9 protein-coding genes are annotated in these 13577 nt (G+C 61.6%); all 9 read right to left on the reverse strand.

All coding sequences use genetic code 11. The features are described from left to right. Positions 1 to 4: 4 nt before the first annotated feature. Positions 5 to 1534, reverse strand: coding sequence for a multiple monosaccharide ABC transporter ATP-binding protein (gene mmsA / locus MOD31_RS17805; protein WP_142936839.1), 1530 nt, complete (start codon positions 1532 to 1534; stop codon positions 5 to 7). A gap of 129 nt (positions 1535 to 1663) precedes the next feature. Further along, positions 1664 to 2812, reverse strand: coding sequence for a multiple monosaccharide ABC transporter substrate-binding protein (gene chvE / locus MOD31_RS17810; protein ID WP_142936840.1), 1149 nt, complete (start codon positions 2810 to 2812; stop codon positions 1664 to 1666). A 289-nt stretch (positions 2813 to 3101) separates the two neighbouring features. Continuing rightward, entirely contained in the window at positions 3102 to 5372 is a 2271-nt protein-coding gene (locus tag MOD31_RS17815; RefSeq protein ID WP_250821247.1) for a gluconokinase, GntK/IdnK-type, read from the reverse strand. A 7-nt stretch (positions 5373 to 5379) separates the two neighbouring features. Continuing rightward, entirely contained in the window at positions 5380 to 6609 is a 1230-nt protein-coding gene (gene manD, locus MOD31_RS17820; RefSeq protein ID WP_142936842.1) for a D-mannonate dehydratase ManD, read from the reverse strand. Between the two features lie 78 nt (positions 6610 to 6687). Further along, positions 6688 to 8046, reverse strand: a complete 1359-nt coding sequence (gene uidB, locus MOD31_RS17825; RefSeq protein WP_250821248.1) for a glucuronide transporter — start codon at positions 8044 to 8046, stop codon at positions 6688 to 6690. 363 nt (positions 8047 to 8409) lie between these two features. Beyond that, on the reverse strand, positions 8410 to 9774 hold the full coding sequence (locus tag MOD31_RS17830; protein ID WP_250821249.1) for a mannitol dehydrogenase family protein: 1365 nt from the start codon (positions 9772 to 9774) through the stop codon (positions 8410 to 8412). Next, on the reverse strand, positions 9771 to 11177 hold the full coding sequence (gene uxaC, locus MOD31_RS17835) for a glucuronate isomerase (RefSeq protein WP_250821250.1): 1407 nt from the start codon (positions 11175 to 11177) through the stop codon (positions 9771 to 9773). The genes MOD31_RS17830 and uxaC overlap by 4 nt, the downstream gene beginning before the upstream one ends. Positions 11178 to 11269: 92 nt before the next feature. Then, positions 11270 to 12316, reverse strand: a complete 1047-nt coding sequence (locus MOD31_RS17840) for a LacI family DNA-binding transcriptional regulator (protein ID WP_250821251.1) — start codon at positions 12314 to 12316, stop codon at positions 11270 to 11272. A 75-nt stretch (positions 12317 to 12391) separates the two neighbouring features. Continuing rightward, positions 12392 to 13558 (reverse strand): Gfo/Idh/MocA family protein, encoded by a 1167-nt coding sequence (locus tag MOD31_RS17845; RefSeq protein WP_250821252.1) that lies wholly within the window; start codon positions 13556 to 13558, stop codon positions 12392 to 12394. Positions 13559 to 13577: the final 19 nt, after the last annotated feature.

Below are 13577 nucleotides of genomic sequence, written 5' to 3' on the forward strand. Positions count from 1 at the left end.
TTCGCTATTCCTTCTCTTGGGTCATGAAGTGCATGAGGGTTTCCTGGGTGGCTTCAGCGATGGGGACTTCGCCGGTGATGTGGCCGGCGGACAGGGTGTAGATCCTGTCGCAAATGCCCAGGAGCTCCGGAAGCTCCGAGGAGATCACTATGACGGCTTTTCCTGCCGCTGCAAGCTCCGCGATGATGGTGTAAATCTCAAATTTGGCGCCGACGTCGATTCCACGGGTTGGCTCGTCGAGGATGAGGACGTCGGGGTCTGAGAACATCCATTTGCTCAGCACCACCTTTTGCTGGTTTCCGCCTGAGAGCTTGCCGGTGATGGCAGCAACGGAAGGAGCCTTGATGTTCATGCTCTTCCGGTAATGGTTGGCGACGGTGGTCTCTTTGTTGCCGTCCACCCAACCTCGTTTGGCCAGCTTGTTCAGTGCAGCCATGGAGATATTCCGTTTGATGTCTTCGATCAGGTTCAGGCCGTAGTGCTTCCGGTCCTCGGTGGCATAGGCGATCCCGTGGTCGATTGCGTCGGAGACAGTGGAGGTGTCGATTTCCTGGCCGTACTTGTAGACCTTGCCCGATACTGCCCGCCCGTAAGTCCGGCCGAAGACGCTCATGGCCAGCTCGGTCCGGCCGGCACCCATGAGGCCGGCCAGGCCTACCACTTCACCCTTGCGGACGTTGAGGCTGGCGTTGTTCACCACCATGCGGGAATGGTCCTGGGGGTGCTGGACGGTCCAGTCTTCGATGCGGAGGACTTCCTCGCCGATGTTGGGGTTCCGGTCCGGGTACAGGCTCTCCAGGTCGCGTCCCACCATGCCCCGGATAATGCGTTCCTGGGTGATCTGGCCTTGGTCCAGGCGCAGTGTCTCAATGGATTTGCCATCGCGGATAATGGTGACGGCGTCAGCCACCTTGCGGATCTCATTGAGCTTGTGGCTGATGATAATGCTGGTGACGCCCTGGCCCTTGAGGTGCAGGATGAGGTCCAGCAAGTGGTCCGAGTCTTCGTCGTTCAACGCAGCGGTGGGCTCGTCCAGGATGAGGAGCTTCACCTCTTTGGACAGCGCCTTGGCGATTTCCACCAGTTGCTGCTTGCCCACGCTGATGTGCTGGATGGGGGTGACCGGGTTTTCACTGAGGCCAACACGTGCCAGCAGTTTGGCGGCTTCAAGGTTGGTCTTCCGCCAGTCCACCCAGCCGTTCCTGGCAAGCTCATTCCCGAGGTAGATGTTCTCGGCAATCGACAGGTACGGGCTCAGGGCCAGTTCCTGATGGATGATCACGATGCCGCGCTTCTCGCTATCGGTGATGCTCGAAAATTCGCAGGGTTCGTTCTCGAAGAGGATGTCGCCGTCGAAGGTGTTGTGGGCGTAGACCCCGGACAACACTTTCATGAGGGTGGACTTCCCTGCTCCGTTCTCGCCGCAAATGGCATGAACCTCACCACGGTTGACGTCCAGGGTGACGTCCTGAAGGGCTTTTACCCCGGGGAAGGTCTTGGTGATTCCTCGCATTTGAAGAATGGGTACGTTCATCGTCAATTCCCGCTGACTGGTTGGAACTTGGCCCGGGCCGAGGACTCGGGCAGGCTCTATGGGAGGCTGTGGCCCCGCCGCACTGCGTAAAGCAACACAGAGGTTTGGGGCCACAGACCGGGGACGTGATTACTTGACGTCGGCTTCCTTGTAGTAGCCCGAGTCGATCAGTTCCTTTTGGAAGTTGTCCTTGGTGATGATGACGGACTTCAGGAGGAAGGCCGGGACAACCTTGACCTTGTTGTTGTAGGTCTTGGTGTCGTTGGTCTCCGGTTCGGTGCCCTTGAGGACGGCGTCAACCATCTTCACGGCCTGTGCGCCGAGCTGGCGGGTGTCCTTGAAGATGGTGGAGTACTGCTCGCCGGCGATGATGGACTTCACGGAGCCTTTCTCCGCGTCCTGGCCGGTGACTACGGGCAGGTTGCCGGTGGAGTAGCCGCCGGTGCTGGTCAGCGCGGAAATGATGCCGATGGACAGGCCGTCATACGGGGAAAGCACACCGTCCAGCTTGGTTCCGGAGCTGTAAGCGGAGGTGAGGATATCTTCCATGCGCTTCTGGGCAACAGGTGCCTGCCAGCGCAGGATGGCTGCCTGCTCGAACTTGGTCTGGCCGCTGGGAACCTTCAAGGTGCCTGCATCCATGTAGGGCTTCAGGGTGTCCATGGCACCGGTCCAGAAGAAGTTGGCGTTGTTGTCATCCGGGCTGCCCGCAAAGAGTTCAACGTTGAACGGGCCCTTGCCTTCAACTTTGTTGCCGCTGGCGTCAACCAGGCCCAGGCCGGTCAGCAAGGAAGTGGCCTGCTGAACACCCACGGTGTAGTTGTCGAAGGTGGTGTAGTAGTCAACGTTCGGCGTTCCGTTGATGAGGCGATCGTACGCGATCACCTTGACGTTCTGCTCTTTGGCCTTGGCCAGGACGTCTGTCAGGGTGGTGCCGTCGATCGCTGCGATGATGAGCGCTTTGGCACCCTTCGTCAGCATGTTCTCGATCTGGGAAACCTGTGTGGGAATGTCATCGTTGGCGAACTGGAGGTCCGTCTTGTAGCCAAGGTCCTTCAGGGACTTCTCAACGTTGGCGCCATCGGCGATCCAACGCTCGGACGTCTGGGTGGGCATCGAAATGCCAACCAGCGAATCGCTGGGATTTGCACTACTGGTGGACTCGGCCGAGCCCCCGCGACTACCGCAGCCGGTGGCTCCAACAGTCAAGGTAAGGACAACCGCTACGGCGCCCAGGAGTTTCTTCAATCTCACGATGCTCTCCTTCCGCGGCAGCATTGCCGCGAACTCTGATGCAGCCGGAGCATCTGCGCGTCCGGCACGGTGAAGCGTTATATGGTCTGCGGCCAGTTGAATGCCGCATGCCACGAATATGTAATGCGAATGCCATTGTGAACGCTAACAATACCGCTGGTCAAGTGCCGTGGATCACGAAATGATTGCAGACTAGAACCGCTCCCAAGACTCTTGACATGAAACGTTGTTAGCGTTCACAATTGGCGCTTTCACCGAATAACGCAAAAGGCCCGGCACCGCCTTGTGGGCAGTACCGGGCTAACGCTTGCTGTCAGAGGCGGGTGTCGAACGAATCGCAGAAGACGTTCTGGTTGAACGTCCCCTGGAATCCGGACTCACCCTGGATCTTTTGGATCGTGGCGCGAATGGCCTCGCGTGTTGCTGCGTGGGCGTGAATGGCGGTCTTGACCATAGGCACATCGATCAAGTGGTTCGGCTGGTTCAGTGAGACAAACACCGTGGGAACCTCCGTGGCGTACCAAGGGATCTCGGCGGCCATGGGCGAGGACCACTTGATCCGGATGGAGGCCTCCTGCGCGAAGCCCTTCACATTGGCAAAGACGAAGGCGGCGTCGTATCGCTCCGCATAGTCGCCGGTGGCTTCCTCGGACAGGACCCGCATGAAGTTCATGCCGGCCTCTCCCGCGGCCTCACGCTGCTCAGCGGTCTGGAAGACGCTGACCTCAAAACCTGCGGCTTCCAGTTCTTCCCGGACGGTATCCAGGTAAGCCAGAGGATCTGCGCGGGTGAAGTCGGCGCCCCCGGAGATGCCGTAGAGACGGATTCGCGGATGGGTCCGAGGCGTGATCGGCAGGTTGCGGGCAGTGTCCTTCACCAGCGTGACGGTCTTGTCAGCGATGTCGGCAGCTATGGCCCGGTGGGCCTCGCTGCCGATAACAGCCAAGGCTTCGGCCGCCGGAACCAACCGTTCCCGCGAAGCGAGATGCAAGCCCAGGCTCGCCTTCAGGCCAAGGATCCGCCGCAGGGCATCCTGCAAACGTCCCTCGCTGATGACCCCGGACTTGTAGCCATCCAGCATGTACCCGAAGTCCTCCTCGGGGTTCCGGAAGAACAGGAACATGTCGCAGCCCGCTGCGATGGTGGCAGGAACCAGGTCCTTGCGCTTCATGGTCTGAGTCAGGCCCACCATCAGGGACGCATCCGTCAGGACCAGCCCGTTGAACCCGAGTTCCCCACGCAAGAGGTCCTGCAACAACTCCGGCGCCAGCGTGGCAGGCAGAATTTCAGCGTCCGACAAGCTCGGCCGGAAATGCCGGGACACCTCGGGCGCACCAATGTGGCCCACCATGATGGACTGCACGCCGTGCCCGATCATTTCGCGGTACACGTGCCCGTAGCTGGCGTTCCACTCGTCGTAGCCCAGGGTGTTGTAGGACGTGACCACGTGCTGGTCCCGCTCATCAATGCCATCCCCGGGGAAGTGCTTCATGGCGCAGACGGTGGGTGATTCGCTGATGCCGTCGAAGTACTCTTTTGCCCGTTCCACCACTATGTCCGGGGTGTTTCCGAAGGCCCGCGTGGAGATGACCGTGTTCCGCCAGTTGTAGTGGATGTCCACAATCGGCGCGAAGGCCCAGTTGCAGCCCAGCGCAGCAGTTTCGACGCCAGCCACCTGGCCCATCTGACGTGCAATGGTCTTGTCCGGGTGCGAGCCTGCCTGCAGGTGCGTGGAAACGAACGTGCCGTCGTCGCAACTGCCGGAGCCCCCCATTTCCGGATTGGAGGCGATCAGCAGCGGAATGCGGGTTTTGGACTGGGCGTAGCGGATGTGTTCCTGCACGGCTGCAGAGGGCCCCGGCCGATACCGCATGCCGCCTACGTGGAAGTTCTCCAGCACGCCGTCGAGGTACTCCGGGGAGTAATCGTTGTTGTGGTTGATGAAGAGCTGGCCGATTTTCTCTTCCAGCGTCATGGAACCGATGGTCGCCTCCACCCACTCCACCGCGGCGTCGTCGAGGTTGTAGGGAGCAGCCGTCAAGTCCACCAGGTGCGGCCCGGCAGACGCAGCGGACTTGCCTGCCAGTGCGGCATGTACGTCATTCACGATGTCCTCCACAGGCAGTGCGATGTCCACAACGATCCCGGCTTCGTCGTCCTCGAGCGGTTCCAGCGTAGCCAGCTGTGAGTCCAGCAGCGAGGCCGGCATGAAGTGCCCGGGACGGGCAGTCATGCGGGCATTTAGCAACTCCCGGGTGCCGTGCAGGTGCACGAACACCACGGATGGATCGGCGCTGCGGATGATGTCCCGGTAGGAGCGCTTGAGCGCGCTGCACGCGATGACAAGAGCAGAGTTCGACGCCGGGAATCGCCTGCCGATTTCGGCCAGCCACGGTGCGCGGTCGTCGTCGTTCAGCGGAATACCCGAGGCCATCTTGCTGATGTTCGCCTGGGGGTGCAGCGAATCGCCGTCGAGGAATCCAGCACCAAGCCGCTCGGCCAAGGCGGCACCTATCGTGCTTTTGCCGCAGCCTGCAACACCCATCACCACAATGTGGTGGCGGGGTTGCGCTATATCAGTCATGACCTCTCTACCAGTCATGAACCGTGCCATCCACGAGGCGGTTGTACGGCAGGTAGGCCTGCTGGTACGGGAACGCGGCGGCGGCTTCTTCGTTGAATTCGACGCCGATGCCGGGTTCGTCGCCGGGGTGCAGGTAGCCGTCCTTGAAGGTCATGGACTGCTGGAAGACCTCGTTGGTCTTGTCCGAGTGCTGCATGTATTCCTGGATGCCGTAGTTATGGATGGCCAGGCCCACGTGGAGCTGGGCGGCGAAACCTACGGGCGAAATATCGGTGGGGCCGTGGAAGCCTGACTTGATCTGGTACTGGGCCGCGAAGTCCATGACCTTTTTCAGCGGTGAAATGCCGCCGAAGTGGGTGGATGCAGCACGAACGTAGTCGATCAGCTGTTCTTTGATGAGGGTTTGGAAGTCGAACACGGTGTTGAAGATTTCACCGATGGCCAGCGGCGTGGTGGTGTGCTGGCGGACCAGGCGCAAGCCTTCCTGGTTCTCGGCCGGGGTGCAGTCCTCCAGCCAGAAGAGGTCGTAAGGCTCCAGGGCTTTGCCGAGCTTGGCGGCTTGGATGGGCGTCATACGGTGGTGGCCATCGTGAAGCAGCGGGATTTCCGGGCCGAACTCGTTCCGGACGGCTTCAAACACGGTGGGCAGGTGGCGCAGGTAGGCGCGGGTGTCCCAGTCCTCTTCCTGCGGGAACGCGCCACGGCCGGCGGGCTCGTAGTCATAGCGTTCGCCCGAGGCCTGCGCCTGTGCGGCCACACCGTATACGGCTTTGATGCCGGGGATGGCGGTCTGGATGCGGATGGACTTGTAGCCCAGTTCCAGGTGCTCACGAACGGAGTCGAACAGCGAGGGAATGTCAGCGCCGGACGCGTGGCCGTAGGCCCGCAAACCGTTGCGGGAAGCGCCACCCAGCAGCTGGTACACCGGCATCCCGGCGATCTTGCCCTTGATGTCCCACAGCGCCATGTCGACGGCGGCAATCGCCGCCATGGTCACGGGGCCGCGGCGCCAGTATGAGCTGCGGTAGAGGAACTGCCAGGTGTCCTCGATCCGGTGCGGATCCTTGCCGATGAGCAGCTGCGCCACGTGCTCCTTGAGGTAGGCAGCGACGGCGAGTTCACGGCCGTTGAGCGTGGCGTCACCGATGCCCGTTACACCGTCCTCCGTGGTGATGCGCAAAGTAACAAAATTACGGGACGGGCTGGTCACAAAGACTTCAGCGGCAATGATTTTCACAGCTTTTCCTTTCGGGATGTGGCTGGTTGAGATTAAGTACGATTTTAGGTTGGATTGCATCCAGTGGCAACCGGTTGCCTAGCTTTTTTGGCTGAGCTGCAAGGCCTCCTCGGAACGGCGAGCGCGGATCTCCCCCACAATCTGCGCATGCACTGCGTCCGTGAGCTTGTATTTGGCCATCACCGCTATCGCCAGGATGGTCATGATGGCCGGCAGCGCTCCGGCGGCGAATTGGATTCCCTGCATGGCTTCCGCACTCTGAGCCGCCCCCGACTTGTACCCGCCCACGGCGAGGCAATAGGCGGCCAGGGCGCCGCCCACGGCTTGGCCGGTCTTACGGGTGAAGGAAAACAGCGCGTAGGTGATTCCCTCGGTGCGGACGCCGGTTTTCCATTCGCCATACTCAACGGTGTCGGCCTCCAGGGCCCACACCACGATGTTCACCGCCATGACGCCCATCAGACTGACCACCAACCCGGAGAATCCAACCCAAACCATGGAAGGTGGGGCGAGGAAGACAACAATTCCGCCCACCATGGACAGCGTTCCGGCAGCGATATAGACGTTCTTTTTGCCGATCCTGCGGACCATTCGCGGCATCAAAGGTGCCAGGGCCAGGGTCATGGCCAGTTGGACGATGGCAAGCACCGGAAAGAGATCCAAGCGGCCCAGGACATCGCGGAGGTAGTAGAGCTGAACTGAGGACAACGCCATGTAGCCGGTGAGGAAAAGGAAGGAGCTCAGGCACAGCATCAGCAGCGGACGATTGGTCTTCAACGTGTCCATACTCTGTTTGAAGGAAACATTGGGGACCGTGCGGTGAACGCGCTCCTTGGCGGTGAGAACCGTGAAGAAGTAGAGCGCCGCGCCGATCACCACAAAAGCCAGTGTGATGGTGGTGAACGTAGTCTGGAGGTCAGCGCCGGGCTTGATCAGTGGCGCAACGAAGATGCCCAGGGCGGAGCCGACCAACAGTGCCCCTACCGTGCGGGCGGAGCCCAGCTTGGCACGGTCCCCGGGATCCTGCGTCATGGCCCCGGCCAGCGAGCCATACGGGATGTTGACCAGGGAGTACGCCAACCCCAGGGCCGCGTAGCTCACATAGGCGTAGAGCAAGGTGCCCGCCTCACCCCACTGCGGCACGGAGAACGTGGCCACGCTGAGGAGCAGGAGCGGAATGGAGCCGAACATAATGAACGGCCGGAATTTCCCAAAGCGTTTGCTGTAGGAGCGGTCAACCATACGTCCGGCGAAGACGTCGGCGAACGCGTCAAAGATCCTCACCACCAGGAGCAGTGTGCCGGCTGCGGCCGCCGAAATTCCTGCGACGTCCGTGTAGTACACCAGCAGGAACATCGTGGCGGTGGTGAAGGCAAGATTGTTGGCGGCATCGCCGGCACCATAGCCGGCGATGCTGAGTTTGCTGAGCTTTTTCAATGCGGGCTCCTTTACCCTTCGCGTCATTGCGGTCCGAGCCGACTCGACAGTGGACTTCGCACGGGGATTGGATCCCCGAGGGCGATCACTGGAAGGGGACCGGCTTGTGCAGCTGATGTAACTCTAGTCACCTTGGCAAGCGTTTGGCAATCGGTTGCCGCCATATTTCATTGAAAGTTACACCAAATCTCTTCCCTTGTGAGGCCCGCTCTGCGCCCCAAGATCGCGTCGAGGCACGCAGAGTGGGCCCCACAACGCATGGGTTTGCGGTGTTGGACGCTAAGGGTGCCAGTCGACCACGTTAAACGACCGTGGCCCGGGCACCTGAAACCTCAGGGCCCGGACCACCTCGCATATAGATTCCTACGCCGCAGTACCAGCGTTAGCTGAAACTTCGGGCGCAAAGCTACTGCTGAGCTTATGAACGAGCTCCAGCACCGCGGAATCCCGGGCGAGCTCAGCATCCAGCAACGCTACGAGGGCAGCGATGCGCTCAGAGCCCGCCTCTTTGTTAGCCTCGGCCACCGCTCCGGACTGGGGGTCCTGTAACCCGGGGTTCGACTCCACGTAGGCAGCCCACACGGCGATCATCCTTGCCGCAGCCTCGCCGGTTCGCCCTGCTGCGCGTTCGGCGCGGAATACAGGGACGGCCCTCATGCGCAGCTTGGTGCTGGCATCCATGGCGATCTGGGCCAAGTGGTGCGCAATCCGGGAGTTGCCAAAGCGATCCAGCAATGCCGCCCGGTACTCGGGAATGCCTAGATCATCACCGGATAGGTGCCTCGACGCCTCTTCCCAGAAATCTTCAACAGCTTGCAAGCACAACGGATCGGCCAGAGCTTCGGCCACCGTGGAGTGTCCACGCAGTTGCCCGGCGTACGCCAGGATCGAGTGAGCACCATTAAGAAGCCAGAGCTTGCGGTTTTCGTAGGGCTCAATGTCGTCCACGAAAACCGCGCCGGCGTCCTCCCACCGCGGGCGGCCGGCGGGGAAATCTCCGCTGAGTACCCAGTTGCGGAAAGGTTCGGTGACCACCGGAGCGTCGTCCTGGTAGCCGCACTTTTCACGCACCAAGGCAACGTCATCCGCGGTGGTACGCGGAGTAATCCGGTCAACGGACGTGCTCACAAAGCTCACGTTCGCCTCAATCCAGGCGGCCAGGCCGCCGTCGAACTCTCTGGCAATACCCAGCACGCCATCCCGTGCGACGTTTCCGTTGTCCGAGAGGTTGTCACAGGAAACGACGGCCAGAGGGCCGGCGTCGGCGTCCCTGCGCGCGGCGAGTCCCAAAACCAAGCGGCCCAACGGCGTCGTGGGCTTTGCCCCGGAAACCAGCAGCGGGGCATCGTCGGTGCCAAGGCCGTACGCCGCTTCCGTGATGGTGAGGGTGACCACAGCGGTCTGGGGCGCGGCGAGCAGTTCAACCAGCCGGCCCACGTTGGCGCCATCTACGGCTTCGACGATGCTGCCCACTACCTCGAAGGAATCGCCCGCGTCGGATCGCTCCACCACTGTGAACAGTCCGTCTTGGGCGGCGAGGACTTCGGCAGCGTCAGGACGGCGACCAGTGAAGGAGGCAATGCCCCACTCCCCCGCGTCGCCGGCATGCTGCGTGTACCAGGCTTGGTGTGAGCGGTGAAACGCCCCGAGGCCCAGATGCACCATCCTGATCGGCGCCTGGCCGGCAGGCGAAACAGCGCGGCTAAGGCGCGGCAGTTCGGCGGTCATAGCTTGAACACCCTGCGTGGCGAGGAATCGACGACGTCGAGGATCAACTCGTGCGCGCGGTCTTCCGTGACGCGGTGCTCGGCTACAAGGCGCGCGAGGAACGAGGCTTCAATCCTGCGGGAGGCGTCATGGCGTGCGGGGATGGAGCAGAAGGCGCGGGTGTCATCGATGAAGCCCGAGGACCGCGAGAAGCCGGCGGTCTCCGTAACTGCTGAGCGGAAGCGCAGCATGGCGTCGGGTGCATCGAGGAACCACCACGGCGCGCCGATGTAGACGGATGGGTAAAAGCCGGCTAGGGGCGCGAGTTCACGCGAGAAGACAGTCTCGTCGAGGGTGAAGAGCACCAGGTGGAAATCCTTGGCCGTGCCGAAGTCCTGCAGCAACGGACGGATGGCCTCGGTGTAGTTCACGGCGAACGGAATGTCGTGGCCGGTGTCTGCCCCGAAGGACTTGAAGGTGGGCTCATGGTGGTTCCGGTAGGAGCCCGGGTGAATGGTCATGACCAAACCGTCGGCCACCGACATGCGCGCCATCTGGTACATCATGTGGGCCTCGAACGCGTCGCGGTCCTGGGCAGTTGCCTTTCCGGCGTGCGCCTTTTCGAAAAGCGCTTCCGCATCCGCGGCATCAAGTTTGAGGGTGGCCGGCGTGCGGACTCCATGGTCCGCCGATACCGCCCCATGCTCCACAAAATACCGACGGCGGTTCTCAAGCGCCGCAATATAGCCCGCGTAGCCTGTGGCACCGTCGCCTGCAGTTTCGATCAAACGGTCAACATTGCTGCTCCACTGCGAATGCGCCACGTTCAGGTAGGCATCCGGGCGGAATGTGGGGAGCACGCGGCCGTTGAAGCTGGGATCCTCGGTGAGGGCCTTGTGGCTGGCAAGGTTGTCCAAGGGGTCGTCCGTGGTGGCCAGGACCTCAATGTTGAAGTCCTTGAAAAGCTGCCTGGGACGGAAGTCCGGCTCCACCAACTTCGCGGCAATCGCGTCATAGCTGGCGTCTGCCGGCATCTCGCTGAGGTCTGCGCCGAGTTTGAAAACGTCGTTGAACTGGGTGCGCAGCCAGTACCCGGAGGCCGTGCCCTCGAACAGCGGCCATGACTGGACAAACTGCCTCCAGATCTCCCGGGACTCCGGCGCAGAGGCCGTCCCGGCCAGCAACTGATCCATCGGAACACCGTTGGCGTGGATCAGGCGTGTGACGTAGTGGTCCGGGCTGACCAGAAGTGCTGCGGGGTCGGGAAACGGCGTGTTTTGCTCGATGACTGCGGCGTCAACGTGGCCGTGCGGGGAAATGATGGGCAGGTCCTGGACGCGCTCCAACAAAGAGCGCGCGATGCTGCGCGTCCCGGGATCTGCGGGCAGGAGCCTGTCAGGGTGTGCGGCGATGGACTGTGACATAGGTCAATCTTGCGTTCCGGTTCGGCACTTTGTCAACCGGTTGCCAAAAATTGCCACTCTGTTGCATCCCGTTGCGCAGCGGCGTACTGAGCCTAGGCGAGGAGCCGTCCGCTGGACCCTCGCACCACGAGTTCCGTCTCCACCCGGACCGCTTCGTCCGGGGCCTCCTGGCCCTGCAGCATATCCAGCAGGATGGTGACGGCGCGGGTGCCGCACTCCCCCAAGGGTGAGCGCACGGTGGTCAACGCGGGGGTGGTGAAATCGGCTCCAAAAATGTCGTCAAAGCCAACAATGCTGATCTGGTCCGGGACTCTCATCCCGCCGGCCTGCAGCTCCTGCATCAAGCCAATGGCGAGGAGGTCGTTGTAGGTGATCACCGCCGTCGCCCCGCTTTCCAGGACGTCGCGCGCTACTTGCCTGCCGCCGTCGACGGTTGGTTTGGAGGACTCCAGGCGGACCGCGCTGAGCTTGGACCATTCCGCGGCAGATTTGACGCCTTCCCATCGGCGGGCGGTCATCCATGACTGCTTGGGGCCGGCGACGTAGGCGAGCTTCTCATGGCCGTTGGCGGCCAGGCTGCGCACGGCCTCGCTGATGCCCTTGTTGACGTCAGGGACGACGCACGGAACACCGGAAATTTCACGGTTAATGACGGCCACAGGCTTGTCCGCAGCCAAGGCCCGGATCTGGTCATCGTCCATGCGGGGGCTGGCCAGGATGAGGCCATCCACCGTGCTCAGCATGCGCCGGGCCGCCGTAACTTCCGTCTCCGGTGACTCCGCGGACTCGGCCAGGACAAGGGTGTAATCGCGGGCCGATCCCGTGGTTTCCGCGCCGCGGATGATGTCAAAGAAGGTGGGGTTGGTGATGTCCGCGACGATCAACCCGATGGTCTGGGTGCGGCCGGTGGGGAGGGCGCGGGCAAACGGATTCACCTGGTAGTTCAGCTCCGCCGCAGCGTCCTCAATAATCTTCTGCGTCTTGGCACTCACGCGGCCCGGTTTACTCAGAGCGCGGGACACCGTAGAGGGATTCACGCCCGCCAGCTTCGCGATGTCGTAAATCGTGGCAGAAGACTTATCCCCCCGGCCTCGTTTGGTGGGGGTGGTTGCCGTTCCAGTGCTCGTCAGGTCAGTCACCGCTCCATCGTAGACCGCTTGGCAACAAAAAAGGCCGGTTGCCATCCATTGATCACGGCAACCGGCCCACTCTGCTTAGGAACGCTCGGGGAACTTGCCCTCTTCAGCGATGCGCTTGTTCAGCTCCTGCAGGAATTCATCCTCATCAAAGTCCAAAGACACTTCCTTGCCGGTCCAGCTGGAAAGGTGGATGGCGTTTGCCAAGCGAACACCGTTGATACCGTCCGAACCCGGAGCCAGTAGAGGAGTTCCGTCCAAAATGTTGGCCGCAAAGTTCTCCAGGACGCCGGCATGCTGGCCACCCCACGCAGACTCGAACTCGATGGTTTCGGTGCTGTACAGCTCTTCGCGGTTCAGCTGGCCCATGAAGAGCTTGCGGACGCCATCCATATCCATGGAATCACTGATTTCCCGCTCAGGTTTGACCAGCCGGGTAACCGTGGCCACCTTGCTGTCTTCCACCACGATCTTGCCTTGGTCGCCCAGGATCTCGAACCTGTCGGTTCCCACGATGTCGTGGGTGGCCGTCACAAAAACGCCGGTGGCGCCGTCGCCATAATCCACTACTGCCGTGACTTCATCCTCGACGGCGATGTCGCGGCGGAAGCCGTACGCCACCTTGGAGTACACGGACTGCGGGACGCCACAGATCCACTGCCACAGGTCCAGCTGGTGCGGTGCCTGGTTGACCAGGACGCCACCGCCCTCGCCGCCCCAGGTAGCACGCCACTCGCTGGAGTTGTAGTACCCCTGCGGGCGCCACCAATTGGTGATGATCCAGTTGGAGCGGCGGATCTTGCCGATCTCGCCGTTATCGACGATTTCCTTCAGCTTCTTGTACAGCGGGTTGTTGCGCTGATTGAACATGATGCCGAAGGAAAGCTCCGGCTTGGAGGCGGCGAACTCGTTCAGTTCCTTGACCTGCTTGGTGTAGACGCCGGCGGGCTTCTCCACGAGCGCGTGGATGTTGCGCTTGAGTGTTTCGATGCCCATCTCCGGGTGCAGGAAGTGCGGCACGCAGGTGACAATCGCGTCTACGGATCCGCTCTCAAGCAGGGTGATGTAGTCGTCGTAGAACGGGACATCCGGATACTGCGAGGCTGCGAGTTCCTTCTTGGCGGGATCAACATCGCAGATTGCGCCGATCTCCATATTGGGCACCAGGCCGTCCGTGATGAACTTGGCGTAGGCGCCGCCTTGCTGGCCCAGGCCGATGATGCCGAGGCGTACTTTCTTGCTCATGAATGCAATCTCCTGTGTT

This window comes from Paenarthrobacter sp. TYUT067, from assembly GCF_023656375.1.
Lineage (GTDB): Bacteria > Actinomycetota > Actinomycetes > Actinomycetales > Micrococcaceae > Arthrobacter.